Source organism: Leuconostoc inhae, from assembly GCF_019656015.1.
Classification (GTDB): domain Bacteria; phylum Bacillota; class Bacilli; order Lactobacillales; family Lactobacillaceae; genus Leuconostoc; species Leuconostoc inhae_A.
The window spans coordinates 19808-45626 of record NZ_BPKW01000005.1 but is presented as its reverse complement, the minus strand read 5'-3'; the positions used below and the strand labels follow the sequence as shown (position 1 = coordinate 45626).

23 protein-coding genes and 1 riboswitch are annotated in these 25819 nt (G+C 37.5%); of the genes, 2 read left to right on the top strand and 21 right to left on the bottom strand.

Annotated elements, in window-relative coordinates; genetic code table 11:
* Nucleotides 1-45: 45 nt before the first annotated feature.
* Nucleotides 46-213: riboswitch (Lysine riboswitch) on the bottom strand.
* A 48-nt stretch (nt 214-261) separates the two neighbouring features.
* The 5 genes from K5Q14_RS03910 to K5Q14_RS03890 form a co-directional block, all read right to left on the bottom strand.
* On the bottom strand, nt 262-714 hold the full coding sequence (locus tag K5Q14_RS03910) for a P-loop NTPase family protein (RefSeq protein WP_220734534.1): 453 nt from the start codon (nt 712-714) through the stop codon (nt 262-264).
* Complete coding sequence (locus K5Q14_RS03905; protein WP_220734533.1) at nt 704-1222, bottom strand: 2'-5' RNA ligase family protein; 519 nt, start codon at nt 1220-1222, stop codon at nt 704-706. The genes K5Q14_RS03910 and K5Q14_RS03905 overlap by 11 nt, the downstream gene beginning before the upstream one ends.
* A gap of 52 nt (nt 1223-1274) precedes the next feature.
* Complete coding sequence (locus K5Q14_RS03900) at nt 1275-1811, bottom strand: biotin transporter BioY (protein ID WP_220734532.1); 537 nt, start codon at nt 1809-1811, stop codon at nt 1275-1277.
* Between the two features lie 32 nt (nt 1812-1843).
* On the bottom strand, nt 1844-2824 hold the full coding sequence (locus K5Q14_RS03895) for a biotin--[acetyl-CoA-carboxylase] ligase (protein WP_220734531.1): 981 nt from the start codon (nt 2822-2824) through the stop codon (nt 1844-1846).
* Nucleotides 2825-2943: 119 nt separating this feature from the next.
* Nucleotides 2944-4500 (bottom strand): ABC-F family ATP-binding cassette domain-containing protein, encoded by a 1557-nt coding sequence (locus K5Q14_RS03890; RefSeq protein ID WP_220734530.1) that lies wholly within the window; start codon nt 4498-4500, stop codon nt 2944-2946.
* A gap of 101 nt (nt 4501-4601) precedes the next feature.
* Between K5Q14_RS03890 and K5Q14_RS03885 the strand changes: the two genes are divergently transcribed.
* Nucleotides 4602-4934 (top strand): VOC family protein, encoded by a 333-nt coding sequence (locus K5Q14_RS03885; RefSeq protein ID WP_220734529.1) that lies wholly within the window; start codon nt 4602-4604, stop codon nt 4932-4934.
* A 49-nt stretch (nt 4935-4983) separates the two neighbouring features.
* Here the strand turns inward: K5Q14_RS03885 and K5Q14_RS03880 are convergent, their stop codons facing one another.
* The 15 genes from K5Q14_RS03880 to K5Q14_RS03810 form a co-directional block, all read right to left on the bottom strand.
* Nucleotides 4984-5382: a helix-turn-helix transcriptional regulator gene (locus K5Q14_RS03880; protein WP_246587549.1), complete on the bottom strand. Its 399-nt coding sequence runs from the start codon at nt 5380-5382 to the stop codon at nt 4984-4986.
* 220 nt (nt 5383-5602) lie between these two features.
* Complete coding sequence (locus K5Q14_RS03875; RefSeq protein ID WP_220734527.1) at nt 5603-6850, bottom strand: chloride channel protein; 1248 nt, start codon at nt 6848-6850, stop codon at nt 5603-5605.
* A 197-nt stretch (nt 6851-7047) separates the two neighbouring features.
* Complete coding sequence (brnQ, locus tag K5Q14_RS03870) at nt 7048-8391, bottom strand: branched-chain amino acid transport system II carrier protein (RefSeq protein ID WP_220734526.1); 1344 nt, start codon at nt 8389-8391, stop codon at nt 7048-7050.
* A gap of 404 nt (nt 8392-8795) precedes the next feature.
* Nucleotides 8796-9155, bottom strand: a complete 360-nt coding sequence (locus tag K5Q14_RS03865) for a DUF1304 domain-containing protein (RefSeq protein ID WP_220734525.1) — start codon at nt 9153-9155, stop codon at nt 8796-8798.
* 171 nt (nt 9156-9326) lie between these two features.
* Entirely contained in the window at nt 9327-9833 is a 507-nt protein-coding gene (locus K5Q14_RS03860; protein ID WP_220734524.1) for an RrF2 family transcriptional regulator, read from the bottom strand.
* Between the two features lie 32 nt (nt 9834-9865).
* On the bottom strand, nt 9866-12235 hold the full coding sequence (locus K5Q14_RS03855; RefSeq protein ID WP_220734523.1) for a YhgE/Pip domain-containing protein: 2370 nt from the start codon (nt 12233-12235) through the stop codon (nt 9866-9868).
* Between the two features lie 111 nt (nt 12236-12346).
* Complete coding sequence (adhE, locus tag K5Q14_RS03850) at nt 12347-15049, bottom strand: bifunctional acetaldehyde-CoA/alcohol dehydrogenase (protein WP_220734522.1); 2703 nt, start codon at nt 15047-15049, stop codon at nt 12347-12349.
* A 256-nt stretch (nt 15050-15305) separates the two neighbouring features.
* Nucleotides 15306-16631, bottom strand: a complete 1326-nt coding sequence (locus K5Q14_RS03845; RefSeq protein WP_220734521.1) for a 2-hydroxycarboxylate transporter family protein — start codon at nt 16629-16631, stop codon at nt 15306-15308.
* A gap of 108 nt (nt 16632-16739) precedes the next feature.
* Nucleotides 16740-17528: an alpha/beta fold hydrolase gene (locus tag K5Q14_RS03840; RefSeq protein ID WP_220734520.1), complete on the bottom strand. Its 789-nt coding sequence runs from the start codon at nt 17526-17528 to the stop codon at nt 16740-16742.
* The gene (gene citG, locus K5Q14_RS03835; RefSeq protein ID WP_220734519.1) at nt 17525-18922 is read right to left on the bottom strand and encodes a triphosphoribosyl-dephospho-CoA synthase CitG; all 1398 of its coding nucleotides are present in this window, start codon (nt 18920-18922) and stop codon (nt 17525-17527) included. The genes K5Q14_RS03840 and citG overlap by 4 nt, the downstream gene beginning before the upstream one ends.
* A 61-nt stretch (nt 18923-18983) precedes the next feature.
* Nucleotides 18984-20522 (bottom strand): citrate lyase subunit alpha, encoded by a 1539-nt coding sequence (gene citF, locus K5Q14_RS03830; RefSeq protein WP_220734518.1) that lies wholly within the window; start codon nt 20520-20522, stop codon nt 18984-18986.
* Nucleotides 20512-21423 (bottom strand): citrate (pro-3S)-lyase subunit beta, encoded by a 912-nt coding sequence (citE, locus tag K5Q14_RS03825; protein WP_220734517.1) that lies wholly within the window; start codon nt 21421-21423, stop codon nt 20512-20514. Before citE ends, citF begins: the two co-directional genes overlap by 11 nt.
* Nucleotides 21423-21716 (bottom strand): citrate lyase acyl carrier protein, encoded by a 294-nt coding sequence (gene citD, locus K5Q14_RS03820; RefSeq protein WP_220734516.1) that lies wholly within the window; start codon nt 21714-21716, stop codon nt 21423-21425. Before citD ends, citE begins: the two co-directional genes overlap by 1 nt.
* Complete coding sequence (citC, locus tag K5Q14_RS03815) at nt 21706-22767, bottom strand: [citrate (pro-3S)-lyase] ligase (protein WP_220734515.1); 1062 nt, start codon at nt 22765-22767, stop codon at nt 21706-21708. The genes citD and citC overlap by 11 nt, the downstream gene beginning before the upstream one ends.
* 15 nt (nt 22768-22782) lie before the next feature.
* Nucleotides 22783-23928 (bottom strand): NAD(P)-dependent malic enzyme, encoded by a 1146-nt coding sequence (locus tag K5Q14_RS03810; protein ID WP_220734514.1) that lies wholly within the window; start codon nt 23926-23928, stop codon nt 22783-22785.
* A 260-nt stretch (nt 23929-24188) separates the two neighbouring features.
* On the opposite strand from K5Q14_RS03810, the gene K5Q14_RS03805 reads away from it, so the two are divergent.
* Nucleotides 24189-25133 carry a sugar-binding transcriptional regulator gene (locus K5Q14_RS03805; RefSeq protein WP_220734513.1) on the top strand — a complete coding sequence of 315 codons (945 nt, stop codon included), beginning with the start codon at nt 24189-24191 and terminating at the stop codon, nt 25131-25133.
* A gap of 116 nt (nt 25134-25249) precedes the next feature.
* Here K5Q14_RS03805 and K5Q14_RS03800 read toward each other — a convergent pair whose 3' ends face one another.
* Nucleotides 25250-25786, bottom strand: coding sequence for a GtrA family protein (locus K5Q14_RS03800; RefSeq protein WP_246587547.1), 537 nt, complete (start codon nt 25784-25786; stop codon nt 25250-25252).
* Nucleotides 25787-25819: the final 33 nt, after the last annotated feature.

Sequence of the window (25819 nt, the reverse complement as noted above, 5' to 3'; positions counted from 1 at the left end):
GTGATTGCCAAGTATGGCAGTCACGGATCGCAATAAAACAATCGTTTCTGTCATAGCACCCCGCAAACGCGACAGTCCATTAGTTATTAACTAATGACCCAGCTTACTGATATGATAGTATCAGCGCTTCGGCCACAGCCCCTTTTGCCCGTTTCACAGTATCTATCAATACTCCACGAGTGACTTTTGGTTATGGCAACCTCTATGATTTTCTTATTGTTTTTATTTTATTCTAATTTTTTTATTTTGTCAAACTTTGTTTCATCGTATGATTATTACTTTTTTATTATAATTTTTTAATAGCCGATATACCTCATTACGATCATTTTTAAGCCAATTGTTTTGCCATTTAAAAAATAACCGTAAGTGCCGATATTGTTTAGGACCGCCATGTAAACGATTGCTGAGCCATCTTTTCAAGATATAATATAAATTTTTGTAGTAAGGCGGATCCGACACATAAATGACATCAGCCCAAGCAAAACAGTCCTGACCTTCACGGAACTGAGCGCCTTCAATTATCCAGTCATTTTGCTCGATAATCACTTGTAGTAAAACTTGTATTTCTGATGACGTACGATGCCTATCTCCCGTTGCATGTCGTTCCCAGTTTAAGTCATCTAGTGATGTCACTGGATAATGCTCAGTACTTGCTATTTTATGTGCCAAGGTTGTTTTTCCACTACCAACTGGGCCAATAATTCTAATTTTCATCTAAAACAATCGTAGTGAAAACAGCTGAATCATTGTTCTCTAATATATGTTCAATCGCTACTTCTGTGACTGTCGCTGTTAAGTCATACGTTTCTTTTTGCAGTGCTGTCATCAGATGTTCAGCTTGCAGAAACGATAATCCCTGTGCAACAGTGACATGCGGTTGATAAGGCAGATCTTCTCGGTAATAAGAATTAAGAATTGGTTCAGCATATAAGGCATCATGTAACTCAGTTAATATTTTTGATCCTTGATCAACCACTAACCAAACATAGCCATGCTCAGGATCTCCCGAAATGGCAGTCAGTCGTATATTAAATTGTTGCTGTCTCTTAATGACATCAGTCACAACTTGAACAATTTTTTCGTCCGCCAAGTCATTGTCAAAAGGAAAAACAAGTGAGATATGTGGTGCAATGTGTTGATACAAATTATCATAACAGCGACGAATCTTGTTAACATCTGTCATCTGACTCAAATTAGGAAAAATTAAAACGGAACGCAACATAGTTCAACCTCACTTTTGCTAATGAGTATACCACAAAACTTAAACTATTTTTTTAAAACGCTAGCGATGTTCGTGTTTGTACTTTTCTGACTGCCAACGCAACGATCACAACGATCGTAATTTTAAAAGCACTCGATAGCACAAACGGTGTCATTCCAGCTGCAATACCTGCTGCAATGGACATATGCATATTCATAATTAACCAAATCGTACCTATTGTTAAGTTAACCACTGAAGCTAAAATATTTGTCACAATTAATCCCCACACATTGTCCCATTTTTTAAAAGATAGACCGATAATTGGTGCGAACAGCAGAAATGACCATAAATAACCAGCTGTTGGTCCGACTAAGAAAACAAAACCACCTTTGAAACCAGCAAATACTGGCAATCCAAAAGCACCCAATAATAAATACAAGCCAATAGCTGTTAAACTCACACGCGTTGACGACACCGAGGCTACTAAGGCAATAATGAGTGTTTGTAAAGTCATTGGAATTGGTCCAATATTAATCGCTAATGGTCCGACAGCAAGTAATAGTGCTGTTAGTACCGCAGTAATAGCAATGCGTTGTGTATTTGAATTCATTTTTTCTCCAATTTTTTCTAGTCTGTTGATAATTAACCACGATAGCTATTATTTGGCAATTGTACTTTCAATACTTCCCCAGAATTAATCGTTCTGATATCATCACCTGTATCTACAAGCAATTGTCCTTGATCATCAATTTCTTTTACTATACCTGTTACGATTTCTTTACCATATTTCAGTGTTACAGTTTGATTTATGACAATATTACGTTGACGATATGCTGTTAAAAATGAGCCATCAGTGTATTCCGCATACAATTTAACAAATTCATCGAGTAATGCAGCGACAATCACATTACGTGATACAGTCAAGTGTTCAACCATGCCACCAACTTTATTTTCTAATGTGGCATCTAAATTATACGGTTGTCGTAAATTCAACCCAATACCTACAATAATTGCTGATACTTGCTGACTTTCAAAATCCATCACTGCTTCAGTTAAAATACCACCAACTTTGCGATTTTCAAATAACAAATCATTAACCCATTTAAAGTCTAATTCAATGCCAATCGTTTGCTTAATAGCCCGTGAAACCGCAACAGCAGTACCAGTTGTCAATAATCCAGGTACTACCGATGTTCCCAATGGTAGTGGTAAAGCAAACGATATGTACAAACCTGTGTCTGAGGGTGATACAAAAGTACGACCTAAACGCCCACGACCACCAATTTGCTGATTAGCAACAATCATAGTAGGTACCGTCACATCACCACGAGTCAACGCCTCTTTTGCATAGGTATTTGTTGAATCAATGGAATCAAACAGCTTTATTTGCCAGTCGCTATGCGCCAATTGTCTAATCATCGGTATACTCAAAACGTTACCACTTTGGTAACGATAGCCAACATGGTGCTGACTATCAATCGTATGTCCTTGCTCTGTCAATTTTTTAATAACTTTCCATACGGCTGCGCGGCTAATATCTAAATTTTTAGCTAAAGTCTCGCCACTTAAATATTCTCCTTCATGTTCGGCAAAAAATTGTAGAATACGCTCATCTGTTTTCATATTTTTTCCTCATTTGTATCATACTTTAAAGTAAACTTATTATATAATTATGGTTTACTATGTTTCAAATGTCAACCTAAACATACAAAAAAAACGCTCAAAAGCGTTTTTGATAATTCCTATTCTGATTCTTTTTTAAATGATAAAGCAGCAACGTTTAACTCACGGTCTCCAAGACCCTTAGTAAAACTGACCTCATGGGAAACAATAATGACATTCCCTGGAAATTTATCGATTGCTGAACGAAGTGCGTTTTTTGTAACTTCATCCAAATGGTTGGTTGGTTCATCTAAAATCAAGAAATTACTTGGCTTCATTTCCATAATGGCCAACTTAACCTTAGTCTGTTCACCACCGGAAAGTAATTGCATTTGTTTCTGTGCATTCTCTGCGTTGATACCAGCAGCTGCTAAACGTGTCCGTAATGCCTTTGGCTCTAGCTTAGGGAACCGATCTTGCATCTCTCTTAGTGGTGTCTTGGTATCGTCATCCCATTCTAAGTCTTGATCAAAATAATTGACAATGGCCGATGGTGAGAATTCAGCTTCCCCATGTAGTGATGGAATAAGACCTAAAATCGACTTAATCAGTGTTGACTTACCAGCCCCATTAAATCCTTTGAAGACAAGCTTTTGTCCTGTCGTAATTGAAAATGTGACTGGTTCCAAAACTGGTGTAACATAACCCACTGATAAATCATTGACGGCCAAAGCATTAGCAGACTGTGAATTCACATAAGGGAAGTTAAACTTAGCTTGCAGTGCTTCAGACGGTGGATCAACCTTATCCATACGCGCCAACATCTTTTCACGTGACTTGGCTTGTTTAGATGTTGAGGCACGTGCTTTGTTTTTGGCAATAAACTTTTGTGCTTTTTCAATCTCGCCTTGTTGCTTTTCATATTGGCGTAATTGTTGCTCTGAACGTTCCTCTTTTTGACGCATCGCTTTTTTAAACGAACCACGGAACTTGGTGATTTTCCCGAATGACAAATCAATGATAGCATTAGTTACTTTGTCTAAAAAGTCAAAATCATGAGAAATGATCATGGCTGAGCCTTCGTAACTCTGCAAAAAATCTTCTAACCATTCAATATGAGCTACATCTAAATAGTTCGTTGGTTCATCTAAAATAATCACATCATCATTTTCAAGCAACAATTTTGCCAGAATAACTTTAGCACGTTGGCCACCAGACATTTGATCCAACTCGCGATCACGTCCAATTGCCTCTAAACCAAGTCCAGAAATGACACGTTCAATCTTTGTGTCGACATCATAAAATCCAGCCGCATCAAGTTCTTCTTGCATACGTCCAGCGCGTTCCAACAATTTATCGTTCATTGATTCCGCGTATTCATTATAAAGGTCTGTTATGCGATCTTGTTTATCATAAAGGTCTTGATAAGCAGTATGCAAAAAAGCAATCAAATCCATACCATCTGGAATCTCTGCATATTGATCCAAATAGCCAATTTTGAGGCCTTTTTGCCATTCGATTTTACCAGACAAAGGTAATTCTTGACCCGTAACGATTTTGATAAGCGTTGACTTACCAGCACCGTTTTGGCCGACAATTCCCATGTGCTCGCCTTGTTGCAACTCGAATGCTGCGTCTTCATATAAAGTTTTTTCTGCGTAGGCCATTGAAAGCCCACTGATTTCTAATAATGCCATAGCTTTGAGTATAACATATTTTCAGTTGATATGTCGCTAGAAATCTTATTATCAATAAATATCTTGAAAACTAATTCAATTCAGCTATACTTATAGATATTATGAAACCACGTAAACTTAACATTAAAACAATTCCAGCAACTGATATCAATCGCGCCTATCGTTTTTGGCGTGATGTTTTCGATTTACCTCAATCAGGTCATGAAAGTGGTAGACATTTGATGCTAGACGGTAACGACATTACTTTTGTTACTGGCAAACCGACTGATACACTTGAACTATTAGTTAGAGATCGTCAAGAAGATCTACTTAAGCATCTACGTAATAACTTCATCCCTATTATCGGCAACCCTGAGGAACGCTTTGGTAATAAAATTGCTTTTAAAATCAAAGATTCCGAGGGCAATGTGATTACTTTAGAAGCAAATAAATAAGTTTAAAAAGGATCAAACAAAAAATGTTTGATCCTTTTTGGTGTTTAAACTATCTAAAAGCTTCAACGATCGCCGGTACAAACCAACTCAAGAATGCCCCAACAGGAAAAATCAGCCACCAATAACCGGCTAAAAATTCCCAAAAGTTCATATTCTTATGGCGGCGCACATATTCCCCGTGACGTGGGTCAAAAGTAAATTCATTACTGTCGATTTCAGGCTCACTAGAATTGGCCTTATTTTCTTCGATTCCTAGCACCAAACTGTCAAGGGAACACTTAAATATCTCAGTTAATTTAATCAGGTTCGTTAAGTCTGGTGTTGCATCTCCAGATTCCCAGCGTGATACAGCTTGTCGCGAAACAAATAACTTATCGGCGACATCCTCTTGTGACATGTTTAAATCAGAGCGATACTTTTTGAGCTGCTGCGGTAATAAATTAGCCATCACATCAATCCTCATTTCTAGTTATTTAACTCAACCTAATTATGCTGTATTAGGCAAGAAAAGTATAGCAATTAAGCCACTAAAAACCGCAATTAGCAACCTTTAATTGCGCACGGATAGATTGCTAATAGCTGATTATCATCTACTAAAAGGCTGATACATCAACTTTAATCGGATTGCACTATGAGGTAACCTGATTAAAGTTGATACGATACGTAATCTACTTAGCCAATATTTTTTTCGATACAGCAGTTGCTATTAAAATACCCACTCCCATTGGTAGTAAGGCCGACGAATCCAAATGACAAATTTCAATTAGCATGAACATAGCCATAAACGGTGCTTGTTGGGACGCAGCTAGTAGTGTCCCAGCGCCTATTATCGCACATTGCCAAATGGACACCGCCGGTAGCCACGGCATGAGCATTAACCCTATAATTGCACCAATAGCTGCACCAATGGCTATTGCTGGTGTTAATGTACCACCTGAAGTGCCAGCACGAATCGTTAGTACCGTGACAATTACCTTTAGCATACTGCCAATTAATAAAATCATCATCATTTTTTGACTGCTGCTACTAATTGCTAATTGTGCTAATGACCGCCCATTTCCCATGATTTCAGGAAATATTAAAGCAATTAAACCAGTTATCAACCCCATAGCCGGCAACTGCCACAATATTTGCTTATTTTTTGTTTGATTTCCTTCAGCCCACTGACATAATTTTCTAAATAGTGCACCAGCTACACCGGCAATTGGCGCTAAAATAAAAATAAGCGCAAAACTAATGACCGAAAATTTGGCATCCCCTACGAGATAGTAAGGATGAAATCCTTTCACTAAAGACCCTACAAACATCGCAATCGTTGACATAGTCAAACTGACAGCCACTGTACGTAAGGTCAATTTTTTAAATAATACTTCAACAGAAAAGAGCATGCCAGTAAACGGCGCAATATATATACCAGCAAATCCTGCACCTGCCGCTGCCGTCATTAATAATCGCCGATCTGACTGTGATAGTGCTGGTACATGCAACTTCTGCAATAAGTTATCCCATTTTTGAGCCAATAAGGCGCCTGCTTCTCGAGGTGCGAGTTCTCGACCAACAGAACCACCCGTACCCACAAAAAATATTTGTGTGGTAACATGTAAGACTGTTTGCCAAAATGGCATTTGTTCGCCATTGAGCGCTTTTTTTATACTCACTGGCGCTTTTGTTTTAGTTCGTAAAAACCACCAAATCACTGCAACAACGACGGCACCAATGACTACTGAAAATAACCGATCAATAGGCATTGTCCCCACTGGTGCTGGTATTTTTGCAGTTTCTTCATAACGCAAGAATAAATGCTCTATTAAATCCAGAAACAACCCCAATAACATAGAACTCAAACCAACTATCAAGCCAAGTACGATAGTTGAAATGGCTAAAATAATATTATTTTTATATCGATCAAACACCATATTTAAACACCTATTTTTTTAAATTTACCAACCCTTATATTCTACCGCAAGGATGGTTTTAATTCGATCTTTTTTACTTAGGCAGATGACAATTTAGTTGTTACCGTTGACTATAAAAATAGTGGATAACACGCAACTAAAGGCATTGTTATCCACTATCAATTAAATTTTATTGCGTCATCTATATTGCGCTCATTTTAAAGCAGCCTTTGGCTTTGAATTTTATACAAAACAAAGCCAATAACAAAGCCAACTATCGTTGTGATGACCCACTCTAGGCCAACATCAGCTAATGGTATATGATTTGTATACCACGATACTAAAGGTTCGATAGTCGCACTCCCAGAAATATGAGCTGGCAAGTTTTTTATACCATCTAAAATAGCCGGAATAAATGTTAATATCATTGTGGGTAAGTACACAATACGCGCATTATTAAACAGTGGTGATAGTACGCCCAATAATATTAAGGTAATTGCAATTGGATATAAAAACATTAACACTGGTAATGCCCAACTAATAATTGTATCCAAACCAAAATTTGACGCGATAAATGACAAAAATATTGTGACAAATAACCATTTTTTATAGGATAATTTTGGAAAAATACGATGAAAATCCTGTGCGAACGATGCTGTTAATCCAATAGCAGTGGTTAAAACAGCCAGAATACCCATAACAGCTAAGAATGCACCACCTAAATCACCTAAGTAATACGTTGTGATTTGCATAAGCGCTATCGTGCCATTCTCAGATAAATTAAAACGTGATAATGATGTTGCTCCAAGTAAAATTAAACCAATATACATCACTGCAATACCACCAATAGCAATAATACCGGTTTTGGCTGTGATTTTAGCAATCGTTCCGCTGTCTAAAAAGCCAAGTCCTTGAATTGCTCTAACAATACTGATGCCAAATGTTAGAGCAGCTATCGCATCAAGTGTATTATAACCTTCCAAAAAAGCGGATGAAAAGGCACTGGTTTGATACGCTGATGTTGGTGTATGTGCTAATCCGCCCATAGGATGAATCACCGCAATTAAAAATATGATGCCAATTAAAATGACAAAAATCGGATTTAAATACTTACCAATATATTTGGTCACGTTTTTTTCACGAGAGCCCAACCAAAATACTGTCATAAAAAATATGGCTGAAAAAATAAACAAGCCTATTTGCTGCATACCTTGAGGTAACCAATTACCAAAACTCAACGAGTAAGCTACTGTCGCAGTACGTGGCGTTGCAATCATTGGCCCAAGCGACACGTGTGCTGCTATCAAGAAAAAAATTGCAAAGCCGCTGCCTAATGGTTTTGCTAAATCATAGACGCCCGCCGACCTCGTTTGTGATAACGCAATTAAGGCTAACAGTGGGATAACTGTCGCACTTAACAAAAAGGCAATTGTGGCAGTTAGCCAATGTCCTCCAGCTAATTGTCCCAAGTGTACTGGGAAAATTAAATTTCCTGCCCCAAAAAACATACCAAATATTAAGGAAGACAACAACATCGTTTGTTTAAAATCTAGTTTTTTCATTCTTATTCCCTCTTCTCTCACAACGTATCAATTAGCCCATATTAATTCAATTAAAAAAGCCCGTTATTTGTATTAAATCAATACAAATAACGGGCGAATTCTCGCGGTACCACCGTTTAGTAATCAGCGTTCTATAGCACGCTGATCGTCTCTTAACTACGGAAACTTTTGTGAAAACACATTAGTTTCGATAGCCATACGCTCTAACGGTCGTTACCGATCAGCACTTTGTCTTTTTTATAAAACATCGTACCAATATTCTCCAGAACTACTTTCAAATACACACCAGATACCTTTTCACTACACGGTATTCACTAAGCTAGCTAGTGTATTCTACTCTTTCTTTCATCGAAATATTAAACTATTTTATTATTTTCACATATAATTCTTACAAAGTCAATGCTTTATTTCAAGTACAGAGCAATTAAGGCAATCATTGCTGGTAACCCTTGTATCAGAATGATTTTACGTGTTGCCGTTAAGCCGCCATAGATTGCAGCAATAATGATGAATGCCATCTCCATTTCTAGCATTAAAATCTGTTGTGGCCCGTCTAGCAAGAACATTGTGCCAAATATCAACACGCCAAGTAAGCCATTATAAATCCCTTGATTACCGAGTAATGATTTAGTAGCCGGTATTTTGACAAAAGATTCATCTAAATCAAATGCTTTCGCTTGTTGTTTTGGTGAACCAAATATTTCAATAAACATGATACCAATGGCCTCTACTGCCACTAATCCAGTAATAAAGTATGCTAACATTTAACTATCCTCTTTTTCTTAAAAATACATATCATAAGTCTACCATGAAACATCTATTTATATGCTGATTTATATTAAAAACAGAATCAGTCATTGTCTTAATAAAGCTTACTAGTTCCAGTAAACAGTTCAATCTTAACGTAATAAAAAAGCGACCTGATGGTCGCTTTTTTATTCAGCAGTAATATGAGCTTGTCGCCAATCAATTTTTCCAAACGCATCAACATTAATATGTCCTAAAAGTTTAGCAATTGTATAGTTTTGTAATCTATTTTTAAAATCCTGCTCCGCTTCATTGAACACCGTCAATACATCGTTTGTAGCAACTTCTAAGGCTTGCTGGACATCTTCTATACGCTTGTTAGATTTTTGGTTTAAAAAAATTCGGTCCGCGAGTTGTGTTGAGTGAATAAAGCTTCCCATGCCTTCAATCGCTTGATAAACATCCAATAATGTAATCTGAGAAATTGGACGTGCCAATTTGAAGCCACCTTCTTTGCTAGCAATTGCCTCGACAATACCAGCCACAACTAGCTTTCGCATCGTCTTTTTCAAATATGATTCAGAAACTTCTAGTCGATCACTCAATAAATAACTTTTAACCGGTAAGTCATCTTTTTGCAAAGCCAGCATCACGAGGACGACTAAACTTTGTTCTACTGCATGTGACATTTTCATAATTTTCTCCAAACGTTGCCAATCTAGTTGCTTTAGGCTGCCCAAAGCATTTGATTATGTCGCAACTTCCAATGATAAACACCCCAAGTCAAGACCATTGATACAATTCCAACTGATAATAGTACCGTCAAATCCGTAGCGACACTGCCACCAATAGAAATCGCTTCACGGAACGCATGTACAGAATAGGTCATCGGCATCCATGGATGGATTGCTCTAAAGAATTCATTTGATAATTCGATTGGATATGATCCTGCACTAGCACTCAATTGCAGTACCATCAGAACTAACATAATACCTGAACCCAGTTTCCCAAACAAGACATTGAAAAACAGAACTAATTGGTTAAATGAGAACGCTGCTACCAAAGCGACAACAAACACCATAACAGGTCGTGCTGAATTAAGTCCGTCTATCAGTACTAACAACGTCGTCATCACCAGCGCTTGACCAATCCATACAGGGAAGTTAACTGTTTGTTTATCTGCCCACCACGCAAAACCGCTCCGTGGCTTCTTAGCGACAGTCATAAAGTCATAAATTGTACTTAATGTAATCATTCCCACAAACAAACCAACTGACATCATATAAGGTGCCATTCCTGTACCGTTATTTTGTACAGTTGATAAATTCGTTTGTGCGCTTTTAACAGGACTTGTTAACGCATTAACATTATTTTTAGTACCGTGTACTGCTTCAAGTTTCACAGCGCCATCAGCTAATTTAGCTGCTAGCGTTTTCGTCCCAGTTTGTGCTTGACCTAATGCAGATGCAGCTTGTGCTGTTCCTGCCGTTAATTGTTGTGCCCCTTGAGTTAATTGACCGGCGCCACTGTTTAAAGCACCACCCTTACTAGCTAGCTGTCCCAAGCCACTATTTAATTGACTGGCACCAGTTGCCAGTTGTGAATTACCGTTGGCTAATTGACTAGCACCACTGCTGAGTTGTGATGAGGCAGCAGTGACTTGTTTTTGACCTGCATTTAATGTGGCTGCGCCAGTGGCGAGCTGATTAGCAGCTGGTACAAATTGTTGTGATAGCACCTGACTAATCTTCGTCAAACTATCATTCAATTTATTCATCGCAACACCATTGTTAGTCGCTGCTGTTGAACTATCATTTTCTAAATTCTGCATATATGTTTTCAAATCATTCTGTAAATCTTTCAAACTATTTAATTCCGTTTTTACTTGATTTAATTGTGTGTCCAATGTACCTGCTGCATCCGAACTGCTGCTCAAATTTGATTGTAAATCGTTGAACTCATTTTTCAAATCCTTATGTTCTGGCTCTGCCAAAAATGTTTTAAATTCAGGGTCATTAGCCATCTTTGCCACATCACCGCCAGCACCAACCAAGCCATTTTTCAAATTTTCACCAGTACTGGTCATTGCTGCATTTGAATCATCTACGTTAATATTTGGTATTTTATTTAATAATTCTCCTATTTCAGTCATATCGTTTGTCAATGCTGTTTCTGATGCTTTCAGCTGTGCGACAGTTTCTTTATTATTCTGTCCATCTGTGATTCCTTGACTCACTTCTTGCAACTTTTTTGCTAGTTCTTGTGCCCCCGCAGCTAATTGTTGGCTACCGGCTTCTAATTGTGGTGTGCTTTGTGCTAATTGTGATGTCCCTGAAGCTAGTTGGTTTGCACCGGTGGCAGCAGAATTAGCACCCGTGGTGAGTTGTGATGAGCCATTATTGACTTGCGACACACCATTCGTGTACTGGTTCAAACCACTGGCTAAAGTAGATGTGCCTGATGTTAATGATTGCGCACCATCATTAAGTTTTTTAGTGCCATCAGATAGTTGCCCTAAACCATTATTCAGTTGACCTGCACCATCAGCACCTGCTTGCAAGCCTTTTTGTGATGATTTAGTCGCTGATAAAATTGTTTCATTATAAACTGTTTGTAAGGATTTCGTGACACTCGCTTGAATTTTATCGGCTGCTGAACTCGTCATTTTTTCAGCGATAAAACCTTGTCCTGTATTATGTGCAATGGCAATTTTAGACGCATTTGGTTTGCCACTTAGCAGTGTACCAGCATTACTTGTAAAATCACTTGGAATAGTGATTGTCATGTAATATTTACCTTGCTTTAAACCAGCTTGCGCTTTTTTAGATGATACGTCACTTATTTTTAAAGGTTGATCCTTCACTAATTTATCTGATAAATCAGATCCTAGATGCTCGGTTTTTCCATTAATTTTAGCTGCTTTATCTTGATTGACCACAGCTACTGGTAAATTATTTACATTGCCATAAGCATCCCATATTGATGACAAAAAAATGACTGCATAGATACTAGGAATAAAAGTAATCCCAATTAATAGTAATTTTAAACCACGTAATTTACCAATACGTTGCCACTCTGCGCTTTTCCAAAACTTCATGTATTCAACCTTCTTTTTCGTGTACTTCAAATGTCTATGGATATATTATATACACGGTTAGAGAATTTTGCAAATAAAAAAACATCAAATTTTGATGTTTTTCATCGTTTATTAAAGTTGATCTCTCAACAATTGTTTGATTTCTTCTAGACTAGGTTGGCGAGGATTTCCAGGTGTGCACTGATCGTTGTAGACTAGGTCTGTCAACTGATCAATGTTATTTTCTAGATCTGCCTTTTTAACACCATTACCTGTCAAAGTTTGGTCAACTTCAACTGACTTAGCTAGCGTTTTTACAGCTGCAATCAAAGCATCAACCAATTCGGCATCTGTGTTACCCTTTAAGCCAAGGTAACGTGCGATATCAGCATAATCTTTTTGCGCTGTGTATGTCTCATAACGTGGATAAGGCGTACGCTTAACGTTACCTGTCACGGCATTAAACTTAATGACATGAGGCATCGCAATGGCAATAGCCAAGCCATGAGGCAAACCGAACTCACCACCAGTTTTGTGGGCTAGCGAATGGTTAATTCCCAAGAATGCATTGGCAAATGACATACCAGCTAATGTTGAAGCATAGTGCATCTTTGAACGGGCGTTTTGACCTTCTTTTGTTGGATTCTTTGGGTCATATTTGTATGACGTTGTCAAATTTTCAAAAACCAACTTGATCGCTTGCAAAGCCCAAGGACGTGTAAATTCTGACGCCATAACTGAAACATACGACTCAAACGCATGTGACAAAGCATCCAATCCTGAGAATGCTACTGTGCGCTTTGGCACAGTCATGACAAACTCTGGATCAATAATCGCTACTTCAGGTGTCAATTCATAATCAGCCAATGGGTACTTAACATGCGTTTGGTCATCAGTAATAACCGCGAATGGGGTTACTTCTGAACCAGTACCAGATGTTGTTGGAATGGCAACCATTTGTGTCAAACGGGCATGATAGAATTTCACGATACGCTTACGAATATCCATGAACTTTTGTTGCAATTCCATGAACAACTCTTTGATACCGTCTTCATCTTCTAAAATACCTTCGTTACGTGTTGAATATTCATACAAGAAACGCGCAATCTTTCCGGCATCAAGTGCTGAACCACCACCGAGCAAAATAACAGTATCTGGTTTGAATGAAGCCATTTGACGAGCAATATCAACCGCTTGTGACAAAGTTGGATCAGGCTTAACTGAACCATAGATATTTGTTTCAACTTGTTCTTGACGTAACTCAAGTTGGCTCAATACTTTGCCAACAAATCCAAACTGCACCATACCAGGATCAGCAACAATAAAGGCACGCTTAACTGATGGCAAATCTTGTAGGTAAGTAATTGCATTGGCTTCGTAATAAACTTCCTTAGGTAAACGAACCCATTGTGGGCGATTACGACGACGGGCAACTGTCTTAATATTGAGTAAGTCGTATGTTGATAAGTTGTGAGACAATGAATTTTTCCCCCATGATCCGGTACCAAGCGTCAAAGAAGGACGCATAGCATCTGAATACAAATCTCCAAGGCCACCCATAGAGTCGGGTTGATTAACTAAAATACGTGAGGCACCAATGGCATCCGCATATTCTTTAATAAATGGGTCATCTTGTGAGCCAATTTGAATAGCGGCGTTATGACCTGCACCTTGATAATTTAACAATGATTGTACTGTTTTGATAGCTTCTTCACGTTTTTCAACTTTGTAAATTGATAGCAAAGGTGATAACTTTTCTGATGATAAGGCTTCACCAATGTTTTTTTGATCCAGCTCGAACAACAAAACATCTTTGCCTTCAGGAATATTAACGCCCGCTTGTTCAGCAATCCAACGACCTGACATACCTGCTACTGGTCCAGCTACCCCAAATCCTTCAGCATTTGGCTTGAACACGTAATCAGCAATTTTCTTGTAATCTTTTTTAGGAACTAAATATGCCCCTTGTTCTTGCATCTTTTGTAGCACTTCATCATAAATCGGTGCTTGGATGACTGCTGAGTTTTCAGTTGCGCAAATCATACCGTTATCAAAGCGTTTTGACAAAAGTAAGTCAGATACAGCACGATCAGTATCAACAGTTGCATCAAGATAAATCGCACCGTTTCCAGCACCAACACCCATTGAAGGGTTTCCTGACTTCAAGGCTGCGTTAACCATTGCTGGTCCACCAGTTGCCAAGATTGAGGCAATACCTTTGTTTTGAATAAGTGCACTTGTGCCATAAAGTGATGGCTTTTCAATCCATTGGACAAAGTTTTCAGGTGCACCAGCCTTAACAGCGGCATCATAAACTATTTTTGCGGCAAGCGCTGATGATTTTTGTGCCTGTGGGTGGAATGCAAAGATAATTGTATTACGTGTTTTAGCCGTCAACATGGCCTTGAAAAGTGTTGTTGATGTTGGGTTGGTTGTTGGTACAATACCAGCAAGCACACCAAGTGGTGCAGCTAATTCAACCTTACCCTGAATTTTATCTTCACTAATTACGCCAACTGTTTTATCAAATTTAATAGCGTTGTATACAGATTCAGAAGCAAAACGGTTCTTTGTGTCTTTATCTTCAACCACACCACGACCAGTTTCGTCATGAGCGGCATGGGCAAGTATAAGTGAATTTTCTGAACCAGCTAACGCCATTGCTGCTACAATTTTATCAACTTGTGCTTGTGTAAATGTTGAAAATTCTACTAAAGCTTTTTCTGATTTTTCAACTAATTTTGCTACCATATTTTCTGCTTGTGTTTGTAGCTCTGCTTTTTCTTCAGGTGTTAAAACCTTCTTTGCAGGCTTCTTTGTAATTGTTTCTACCATAATCAATGTGCTCCTTTTTTGTTTGCTCATTTATTAACAATATAAGTATATAACACCTTTTTATAAAAAGCAAGTATTTTTATAAAAGTTTTTTAAACGCTATTTTAAAAGGTTTTGTAAGCGTTTTCTATAAAAATTATTGATTGTGTATTATTTTACAATAAACCTATAAAATAGCTATTATTCGTTAAACTCATAGTACACCTTTACAAAAAAAGAAGCTATAAATAGCTTCTCTGTCTGATATATTTATAGCTTATTTCATAAATGATACTAAAATGCCTGCAATAACCAAAACGAGTGCACCACCAATTCGATTGCCCATCTGTGCAAAAGCGATCAAATGCATACGATTTGATGCAGCTAAAACTGCAACGTTTCCAGTGCCCCCCATGCTATTGTTAGCCAATCCAGCTGTAATAACTGATTCGACTGGATAAAGTCCGAAAATTTTACCTAAGAAAGCACTTGCTAATGATATGATAATAATACTGGTGACACATAAAACAACAAACTGCCATGACAATGCACTCAATAGTAATTTAATATTCAACAATGATAATCCGACACCAGCCAGTAAAGCATGTGTCATATTTTTTACGACCAATTGCCCAAACATAATCACTGATTCTTCATAATAAGTGGGTAACAAGCCGAGTGCCTTAATCAATACGATTGTTAAAATAATAAAGGCATAGGCATTAATACTTGGGAAAATGGCACTCAACATTGTACCAAATACAAAGAATGACACTGAAATCACAAGGCCAACACCCATTTGAATATAGTCCGGCTTCAACTCTTTTGCGGCTTTTTCACTGCTATTTTTACTATGTAACAACTCGCCGTGCCCATTGTACTTACTCGTCATAAATAGTTTAGAAACTAAACCTGCACTAATAATAGCTAATAAGTTACCAAAAATAACTGCTGGAAATAATTGGGATAATATAGCTGCAGCTGGATGTCCAAATGCATGCGCATAGATACCTGATAAAGGAACAATACCTGCGCCGACGCCACCTGCCATAATTGGCAAACTGACGTACAACACCGAATGATCAAATCCTTCACCAATCAACATGCCCATTAAGCCAACACCAAAGAATGTGATTGCCATTGAAATAAACGCAACGGGTAAGAATCTAATGGCAGCACCTAACAAAATTTTACGATTCATTTTAAAAATTGATGAACCAATCAGTGATACAATATACAATCCTAGAAAATCCATACCGTTAATAAAACCTGAAGCAGTATGAACAACTGATTGAGGAATAATACCTGTCGTGGCTAAAATAGCTGTTGCAAAAATAGTAAATACTGATCCGCCACCCAAGTAAGACTTAAAGATAGGTAGATGTGCGCCTAAGTAATAAAAAATATGCCCCATCAAAACTAAAGCTAGAATAGCACCAATCATTGTATTCGGTAAAGTATGTGTCTCTATCGCTACGATTAGCAAAATAGCCATTAAAATATAAGCAACCATACCAATACCACTGATTTGAATTGCATCTAATTGGGCAAGTCGGCTGCGCCAGTTATGCCTCGTAATTTTGCTGTCATTATTGTCTAACATCGTTTAAATTCTCCATTATTCATTAGTTATAAAATTCACAAAAGGTTGAAAAAATCGCCAGACTCATCGCTTTATAGCAATCACCTTCTTAGTTATATTTTTATTTATTTACGCTTTTAAAAAGTTAAAAATGGCTTTATTAAAGGACTTATAGTCTTCTACTTGCGGCATATGGCCAACATTATCAATGGTTATTAATTTCGAATATTTATTGTTTATTTTTTCACAATAAATAGAATAATCATCACCCCATATTTTTGTACAGGCGCCTTTTACAAATAACTGTGGTACTTTAATATCTCTAATTGCCTGACGCCAATCTTGCAATAAATGGTCAATCAGCAATTCATGACCTAAATCAACATCAAAAGGGGTTTCTTTTTTAACACGATTCAATATTTCCCGTAACTCATCAGATATTGGCTGTTTGTTCATTTTTAAGAAGGGAATTTGTTCAGAAATCAGCCAAAAGTTGTCCCATTTTAAGTTAGCTAAACCACCTGACCATCTCTCATCATTTAACAATTTAGGCGACTCGTCTATTGTTACCATGCGATCAATGATTTGATCACCAAAAAGTACTGTATACGCCCATATCACACTGGCGCCCATGGAGTGTCCTATTAATTCGACACTTGTTAACTTTAAATTTTCAATTAATTCATGTAAGTCTGCGGCTAATCGCATAATTTTTAAGTTTTTTGTGGTACGCGTTGAGGCACCATGGCTACGCCAATCTAAGGTAATTACCCGAAAACCACATTTGAGTAAATATATCGATTGGTAATACCATTCTTCTTTGACGCCAGCGTAGCCATTTAACAAAATAACCGCCTGACCCTTGCCCTGATCTGTATAAGATAGCTTGATTTTGTCACTTGTTACAAAACTTGTCATATGCCACCAACCAATCTTGCAAGGAAAATCGTTGAAATCAAGTTATCCGCTGTGCCACCTATGCTTAAATGCCGTTGCACAAACTCAGTATCTAATTTTTCTAAATAAGTTATCCCAGCAGCAGTTTGGCTACCACCCAACGAAAAGTACATCGTCGACCATTGATTGAGTTCTTTTAAGATATCAGGACTGCCTGCGCGCTTAATTAAGTTAGTATCAACAATAGATCCAGCAATTTTCATCAGTGTATCAAGTAAACGTTGGCTCGTTGTCCCTACTGATTTTAATAAAAACGGCAACGCCGTATCCATCACCATCGGAAAGCCAGCTGCAGCTTCGCCACGAATACCAGGTAACTGGTATTGTTGATATTGTCTTTCACCAGCAGTTAATTTTTGTTTTTTCTCATATAATTTTTTAAAATCACGCTGTACTAAACCAGCTGTCATTTTTGTGATAATTTTCTGTAAATCATCTACAGTGACACCACTAACTCTCGTACCATAAGCAATCGCTGAAATTAAAATACCCAACGAAAATATTGCCCCTTTATGTGTATTAACATCATGTGTTGCCTCAAACATTTCGGCTTCAGCATGTACACCCAACTGCCTTAATGTTTCAAACATGACTGTTAAATCATCCCCTGAAAAATCATGTGCTAGGGCGTAAGCTTGATTAAAATACTGTTGTAACGCCAGACTGCTATCTATAAATGTGAAAACCGTCATATCACTGTGTGCGCCGTTACTAACAGGATCCACTAACCCCGGTTTTGGATTCAATGATACTTCATACAGTAATCCTGTCATAGCAGCTTGCACAAGCTGATTTTGTGACTGTTTTGGAATCGTTATTTGTTTTTTCATATATATTGTACAAATTTTATTAATTGCGTCATAACCTGATTCAAGTGTATGCGCCCCTTGTTTAATACATATTTTTGCGTCTTTATCGCAAATAAGGCAAGTCCGTGCAGGATACCCTAAACGACGTCGCGACAATTGCTGATCATCTTTTTCAGTCATAATGTCTATATCAAACAAGCGCCCAATAATACTTTTTTCCTCAAATGAGATTGTCGCTAATTTAACCGCTTTCAAATCTCCTAAAACCACCAAAAATCCTTCAGGACCAGTTATCCTTTCAATAAATAGTTGTTCATGAACGGTTTCAAATTGCTTTAAATCATGTTTAATATCACGCAAACCACGATGATAACTATCTTTGAGTAGGGGACTACTTTTAATGGGTCCGGGTATATTTAATTTGATACTGATAATGATTGCCGTTGGATACTGTATTTTTAAGCTTTCTTGATAGTGACTGCGCCATTCCTTATTATTTAATACAGTCATCAGGTCAACTGATTGACCATTTGCAAAGACGTTCATGTTACTGCCTCTTCTCATTTTTAAATCTATGTACGCGAACCTTAAGGTTCGTTGTTTAAAATCATTCTTTTACTTGTTTAATAACATCAATTAATGTGCCATCGCGATATTCAGCAACTGCAACAACACGATCTGTAAACTGTAATGGTTTTGGTGTCCCAACAATTTTTGCCGCTTGTTCTTGTAGTGCTTCAATTGTGTAAAGAGGTAACCCTGGCACATCTTTTAATTGATCTATTAGGTCTTGACGTTTTGGATTAATCGCAATACCAACCTCTGTGACAATCACATCAATTGAGTCACCTGGTGTAATAACTGTAGTAACTTCAGGTACAATTGTTGCAATGCGTCCGCGAACAAGTGGCGCTGAAATAATGGTTAATTTAGCCGTTGCTGCGTCTTGATGTCCACCAATAGCACCACGAATGATGCCATCCGAGCCGGACATCACGTTAACATTAAACTGTGTGTCAATTTCCAAAGCAGATAAAATGGCCACATCTAATTTGTCAACCATAGCGCCTTTATTGGCTGGATCAGCATACCAAGAAGCATCAATTTCTTGTTGGTATTGATTATCTTTCATTGATTCAGCTGCACCTTTATCAAAATCTTGAACATCCATCACCTTGGCAACGAGACCCTCATTTAACAAGTCAACCGTTGGTTTAGTGATACCCCCTAATGCAAAAGCTGCTTTAATGCCTTGTTCAATCATCGCTGTACGTAAAAACCTTGTTACTGCTAACGCCGCACCGCCTGAACCTGTTTGAAATGAAAAACCATTTTTAAAGTACTTTGAATTAACAATGACGTCGTTAACCGTTTTAGCAATTTTGAGTTCTTTGGGATCTTTAGTAAATCTCGTTGCACCTGAGCCGATTTTATCTGGATTACCCACTTCATCTACTTGCACAATGTAATCAACCTGCGTCTGCTTAATAGATGCCGGTGTGTTAGGATAAGGCTTAATGTTATCCGTAATTAGTACTAATGTATTCGCATATTGAGCATCAATTAAGGCATATCCTAATGAACCAAAGGCCGCTACACCATCCCTACCATTAGCGTTACCCATATCATCAGTGTTTGGTACACCCAGAAAGGCAACGTCAATTTTGATTTCCCCGTTTTCTATAGCACGGGCACGATTACCATGAGATCTAAATACAACAGGCTTTTGCAAAATACCATGTGACACAGCATCGCCCAAACTACCACGCATGCCAGACGAAGTAATCTCAGTTACGACACCCTTTTGAATGGCTTCAACGACAATATCATTCATCACATTTGTCAAAGACGATGGTGCTAACGTGATATTTTGATAGCCATGATCGATAATACTGCGCATGACTTTATTGAAGACATAATCACCTTCACGAAAATGATGATGAAATGATATTGTCATACCATCTTTGATAGTTTGCGTCACAACGTCATCTATTGAATCTAAAATTTTATTTTGACCGGTTGTTGCTTTGACTTTAGGCGCCACACGTTGAATCGTTGGTTGACCATAGTCAACACCTTTAAATATTTGACGTTTTGATTGTTTTAAAATGTCGTCAGGTATGTCACGTTCCACTTTATTTTTCAATGTAATTTCCCTCCTCATCAACTAAATTATTAGCTTTAGCCAAGCGCATGACACGTTCAGCACGTAATACAACTGGTCTGTCAACCATCTGTCCATTCATAGAAATCACACCTGACCCTTTTTGTTTGGCATCCTCAATAGCTGCAATGACATTTTGAGCCGTTATAATTTCTTTTTTCAATGGTTGATATACCTGATTAACTAGGTCAATTTGTCGTGGATTAATTAATGATTTACCATCAAAGCCAAGTTGATGAATCAACTCAGTTTCACGTTTGAATCCTGCTTCATCATTCAAATTAGTAAATACAGTATCAAAGGCAGCAATGCCAGCAGCTCTAGCTGCATGTAAAATCACATTTCGTGCATACAATAACTCTTGTCCATCGGGATATCGATGTGTTTTCATATCTGTTGTATAATCTTCAGCTGACAGCGCAATGCCAATCATTCGTTTGGAAGCTTGTGCAATTTCATTTGCATTAACAACGCCACGAGCAGACTCGATCGCAGCCATCAGATGAGTTGTGCCAACTTCACGGCCAAATTCTATCTCAGCTTCAACGACTAGTTTTTCAAGATTTCGTATCATATCTGCCGTTTCAACTTTAGGCAAACGAATCACATCAATTCCGGCTTTGACCATCGCTTTAATATCATTATGATAAAAAGGTGTGTCCAATCCATTGATACGAACAACGAGTTCAGAGCGACCATAATCAACTGTTTTCAAGGCTTCATATACTAAATATCGCGCAGCATCTTTTTCCGAAAGCGATACGGCATCTTCCAGATCAAACATAATAGAATCAGCCCCAAATATACCCGCGTCCTTAACCATTGCTGGATTATTTCCTGGCACAAACATCATGGTACGACGTAACTTTTCTTCTATAGCCATTACAGCACCTCCCACTTAGGTTCACCTACAGTATCGAGAGCCCGTTGTACTACTGCAACAGTCCGCGCTTTAATGACCATATCCAAGGCGCCCTTATCTACCACTTTGACAATGACATTTTGAATGCCATATTCTGACAGGACTTGATTAATTGTTTGCTTAATTGCATCATCAAATTGTTTAGCAACATCTGATACTAAATCAAATACAATGCCATCCGTTCCCTGAGTTAACATAATTTGAACATCAGACGATTCCAATGTTCCCGCTATTGCGGTTTTCTTAATTTCCATTAATCTTTTGTCCCTTTCTAATGCGCATTTGCAATTCAGCTAAATGTTGGTTAATAAATTTTTTTGTGGTCTCAGGCACTATCTCAGACCACGCTTCAAAGTCATTTTCAGCAATCGCCTGCCGTACTTTACGCGCTGATACTATTTCTGTTTGATTGTCTTGCGCTATTCTGGGTACGATTATCAACTTTATTTCTGGTTCTAATTCACGTACCAATGTTTGATTGTATAAATTAGTTGTATGAGAAAGTGGTTCACTACCGACATAGCGCCTCTGAATAGCCAATGCTGGCGCAATAATATTCTTAAAAATACGCGCATCGATTGTCGTTTGGTAATTGATAACCTGCTGTGTGTTGGTTATAAAATACGACGGAAAAGTTAAATAGCTAATGATATAGTCGCCACCGGCAACAACGATAACATTTTTAAAATTTTTAACCCCCTGCTTAACGAGATCAAAACGTTCCGCCGTTCGAAATAATGAAACATCTTGGTTAACCACAAATACATAGACTAAGTCATTTTCATTAGCTGCTTTCTCAATTAAGTATTGATGCCCTATCGTAAATGGATTTGCATTGACAACAACGCTCCCTATTGTTTGAACCCCTTGTAGCGCTTTTGGAATCGCATTTAAAAAGTTTTGGACATCGGGTGATCCTTTCTCAAGAAGAACACCTGCACTTGAATCAGCTAACAACTTAAAGCCAACATGTTCAAAACTTTGCACATATAGTGGTTTCGTATAAACAAATTGATGAAATCGTTCTAACAAAGCCATACGATTTTCTAAAGCCGTCATCAGTTGGTTAAATCTCGCACCCTTTGATGTTTCACCAATAGCACAAACTCCGACATATTTTATAATGTTTCCTGCAATCGATCCCGTTGCGACTAGTTGCTCATCATCGTAAATACCAATTGTTTGCTCAATCGCATCTAACTCTTGATCATTAAATTTAGTAATGCCAAGTTTACTCAAAAATGCTTGCCAATTCTTTTTTTGAGTGACATTTGACATATGAATATCTTGCACTGTATTTGTCATGACCTTAATTACCACTTATTGTTTGGCATACTCTAAAACTGACTGTTCCACTGCATGCACAATTCCTTTACCAAAAACACCAGGAACAACATGTGTGGCATCGGGATTTTTAATCATATCAGCCAATGCGTGTGCCACACGTATCTGTAATGGCATATCAACATGTTTCAGACCACTTGATAACAACCCTTTAAATAAGCCAGGAAATACCAAAACATTATTCACTTGGTTCGGCCATTGTGAAGATCCGGTTGCCACAACCGCTGCACCAGCATCAATAGCAACTTCTGGTGCTATTTCTGGCACGGGATTAGCTAATGCAAAGACAATTGGCTTCTTGGCCATACGTTTCACTTGACTACCAGTTAGCACATTTGCATCCGACAAACCAATAAACACGTCTTGATTTAAAATAACGTCATCAAGCTTTTTACCATCACTTTGATTTACTTGCGTCGCTAATTCACGTTGATAACTATTGTATTTTTGATTAGCTGACCGTACCACACCATCAATGTCCACTAATGTGATGTTTTTTAAGCCTGCTGCCAATAAAATTTTAGTTGTGGCAACACCTGCCGCACCAATACCATTGACCACCACTTTTAATTGTTGTAAATCTTTTCCAACAACTTTTGCGGCATTAATAAGACCCGCAAGAACAACAATGGCTGTGCCTGTTTGATCATCATGGTATACGGGAATATCAAGCTCCTCACTCAAGCGTCGTTCAATTTCAAATACACGTGGCGCACCAATATCTTCTAAATGAATGCCTGCAAATGATGGTGCCATAGCTTTAACTGCCTTGACAAATTCATCAACACTGACCTGATTCAATGCCATCGGCAAAGCATTCACATTAGCAAAGTTTTTATAAATAAGCGCCTTACCTTCAACGATAGGCAACCCAGCCGCAGGGCCAATGTTCCCCAATCCTAGTACAGCTGAGCCATCAGTAATCACTGGAATTAATTTGCCACTCATGGTATAAATATTTTTTTGCGATTCATCTTTAGCAATTAATTTCGCTAAACCGGCAACTCCTGGCGTATAAGCCTCACTCAATGCTGATGGTGTTGTAATATCAAATTGTGACTCTATATCTAAAACCCCGGTATGTGCCTCATGAATTGACAGCACTTCTTTCATATCTACCAAAATCTTCCTCTTTTCTAATTTAAGTTTTACTTGCATGTACTCATGTACAGTTGTTAACAAGTCTCATTCTAGTAATTACCTGAAATCAAGTCAATGATTTTTATTACTAATTTTAAAATAAAAGCCATAAAATATTAATTTTTTTAAATATTTAAAATCACTTAATTTTTTTAAATTAAAATTTTTAAAATTTGTTCAATTAATTAAACGATTGTTTAATTAGTAAAATACTAGTAAACTATATTTATACGGAGGATTTCATGGTCGATCGTGCATTACTTTCTCAAATTTCTCAAGATTATTACCTCAACAAGTTACCATTCGGGGATATCTCAAAAAAATATAATATTAGTCGTTATTTAGTCAATAAATATTTCAACGAAGCTGTTAAAAGTGGGATTGTTAAGATTGAAATTACCGAAAACTCTCATCGTAATTCACAATTAGAACACATCCTACAAGATAAGTTTCCTAATGTTAATTTTTATGTCGTACAAGATGACATTAACAACATCACGACATCAACTCATTTATCCAATTTTGCTGCTGAGTTTGTTGGTGAATTATTACAAACGAATAATAAAGTTGTCGGCTTAACTTGGGGCGAAACAATCTACAGTATGATAGACAGCTTAAAAAGCACACCCCTAGATCGTGTTAAATTTACACAATTTTTAGGTGAAAACATGAAATATAATTCCACCGCTGGATCAATGCGAATGGTTGAACGTGCTGCAAAAAAAGTTTCTGGTGAATTTTTAACATTACCAGCGCCACTTTACATTCTTAATGACATTGTGCGTGGTGGCTTATATTCTGAGCCCTCGCTGCAAAACACTTTAGCGCTGGCAAATCACATGGATTTTCTGATTACAGGTGTCGGAACAATTCGCTCACTAGACTCAATTCCAATTTGGCATAATAATTTAAATGGCATTTTTCCTTCAGTGAACGTTAAAAGTGTGGTAGGTATGATTTTTGGTCGACCGTATGATATTAATGGCCGATTTTTAAATCAAGGCGATGATAAAATTGTCGGATTACCAGTTGCAGAAATACTACAAGTGCCAAAACGCATTTGTTTAGTTCGGGGTAAATCAAAATATCAAGCTGTTATTGGCGCACTGCGTGGTCAATTAATTACTGACATCATTCTCAGTGAAGCCATGGCCTACAGAATTTTGAATGAACATATATTAAAATAACGTCAAAAAATCACCCAATAAGTGAGGTAAAGTCTCACTTATTGGGTGATTTTTTAATATTATGATAACTGATAATGTTGGGATTACTTTGCTATTTTTTAATTGAAAGCAGACAATTAATCAAAAATCATAAATTTAGAGATGAAATAATTAACAACAACCGCAATTATCTGTATTAAGATAACTGCAATCACCGCATTGAGTGAGACACTATCATGAATCCAGCCATGTAACCACGACCAAGATAATCCAAAAGGAAATGTTTGGAAATTAATGATATCCAGTCGCAACAAGTGAATGAAAAACCTACTATACCGTTCAATCATGATATAAGTTAACAAAAAATCAATTCCCGCCACAAACAATCTGCCAGCTATAAATCTCAACAACTGCGCTAAAACATGCCGACTTTGATTATCTGCAAACACAAAAAACTTATTGACCACAAATGCAAACAAAACCGTCACAATTTGTGCAATTAATACAGGCAACATAGCCTGATGTAATAGTGCCATAGCTACAAATCGTACCACAAAATAGACCAACGTTGTGACGATGCCCCAAAATAAATATTTGATTTTTTCAGATTTTAAATAATGTTTTAACATATTTTCCTTAAATGCTTTATCAATGACAAAAATCGGAATAAACATTAATGTTTATTCCGATTATAATGCTAATTAAAA

Excerpts from the sequence above, each read along its gene's own strand:
- K5Q14_RS03910 (WP_220734534.1), bottom strand. The coding sequence starts at position 714 with ATGAAAATTAGAATTATTGGCCCAGTTGGTAGTGGAAAAACAACCTTG.
- K5Q14_RS03905 (WP_220734533.1), bottom strand. The coding sequence starts at position 1,222 with ATGTTGCGTTCCGTTTTAATTTTTCCTAATTTGAGTCAGATGACAGAT.
- K5Q14_RS03900 (WP_220734532.1), bottom strand. The coding sequence starts at position 1,811 with ATGAATTCAAATACACAACGCATTGCTATTACTGCGGTACTAACAGCA.
- K5Q14_RS03895 (WP_220734531.1), bottom strand. The coding sequence starts at position 2,824 with ATGAAAACAGATGAGCGTATTCTACAATTTTTTGCCGAACATGAAGGA.
- K5Q14_RS03890 (WP_220734530.1), bottom strand. The coding sequence starts at position 4,500 with ATGGCATTATTAGAAATCAGTGGGCTTTCAATGGCCTACGCAGAAAAA.
- K5Q14_RS03885 (WP_220734529.1), top strand. The coding sequence starts at position 4,602 with ATGAAACCACGTAAACTTAACATTAAAACAATTCCAGCAACTGATATC.
- K5Q14_RS03880 (WP_246587549.1), bottom strand. The coding sequence starts at position 5,382 with ATGGCTAATTTATTACCGCAGCAGCTCAAAAAGTATCGCTCTGATTTA.
- K5Q14_RS03875 (WP_220734527.1), bottom strand. The coding sequence starts at position 6,850 with ATGGTGTTTGATCGATATAAAAATAATATTATTTTAGCCATTTCAACT.
- brnQ (WP_220734526.1), bottom strand. The coding sequence starts at position 8,391 with ATGAAAAAACTAGATTTTAAACAAACGATGTTGTTGTCTTCCTTAATA.
- K5Q14_RS03865 (WP_220734525.1), bottom strand. The coding sequence starts at position 9,155 with ATGTTAGCATACTTTATTACTGGATTAGTGGCAGTAGAGGCCATTGGT.
- K5Q14_RS03860 (WP_220734524.1), bottom strand. The coding sequence starts at position 9,833 with ATGAAAATGTCACATGCAGTAGAACAAAGTTTAGTCGTCCTCGTGATG.
- K5Q14_RS03855 (WP_220734523.1), bottom strand. The coding sequence starts at position 12,235 with ATGAAGTTTTGGAAAAGCGCAGAGTGGCAACGTATTGGTAAATTACGT.
- adhE (WP_220734522.1), bottom strand. The coding sequence starts at position 15,049 with ATGGTAGAAACAATTACAAAGAAGCCTGCAAAGAAGGTTTTAACACCT.
- K5Q14_RS03845 (WP_220734521.1), bottom strand. The coding sequence starts at position 16,631 with ATGTTAGACAATAATGACAGCAAAATTACGAGGCATAACTGGCGCAGC.
- K5Q14_RS03840 (WP_220734520.1), bottom strand. The coding sequence starts at position 17,528 with ATGACAAGTTTTGTAACAAGTGACAAAATCAAGCTATCTTATACAGAT.
- citG (WP_220734519.1), bottom strand. The coding sequence starts at position 18,922 with ATGAACGTCTTTGCAAATGGTCAATCAGTTGACCTGATGACTGTATTA.
- citE (WP_220734517.1), bottom strand. The coding sequence starts at position 21,423 with ATGGCTATAGAAGAAAAGTTACGTCGTACCATGATGTTTGTGCCAGGA.
- citD (WP_220734516.1), bottom strand. The coding sequence starts at position 21,716 with ATGGAAATTAAGAAAACCGCAATAGCGGGAACATTGGAATCGTCTGAT.
- citC (WP_220734515.1), bottom strand. The coding sequence starts at position 22,767 with ATGACAAATACAGTGCAAGATATTCATATGTCAAATGTCACTCAAAAA.
- K5Q14_RS03805 (WP_220734513.1), top strand. The coding sequence starts at position 24,189 with ATGGTCGATCGTGCATTACTTTCTCAAATTTCTCAAGATTATTACCTC.
- K5Q14_RS03800 (WP_246587547.1), bottom strand. The coding sequence starts at position 25,786 with ATGTTTATTCCGATTTTTGTCATTGATAAAGCATTTAAGGAAAATATG.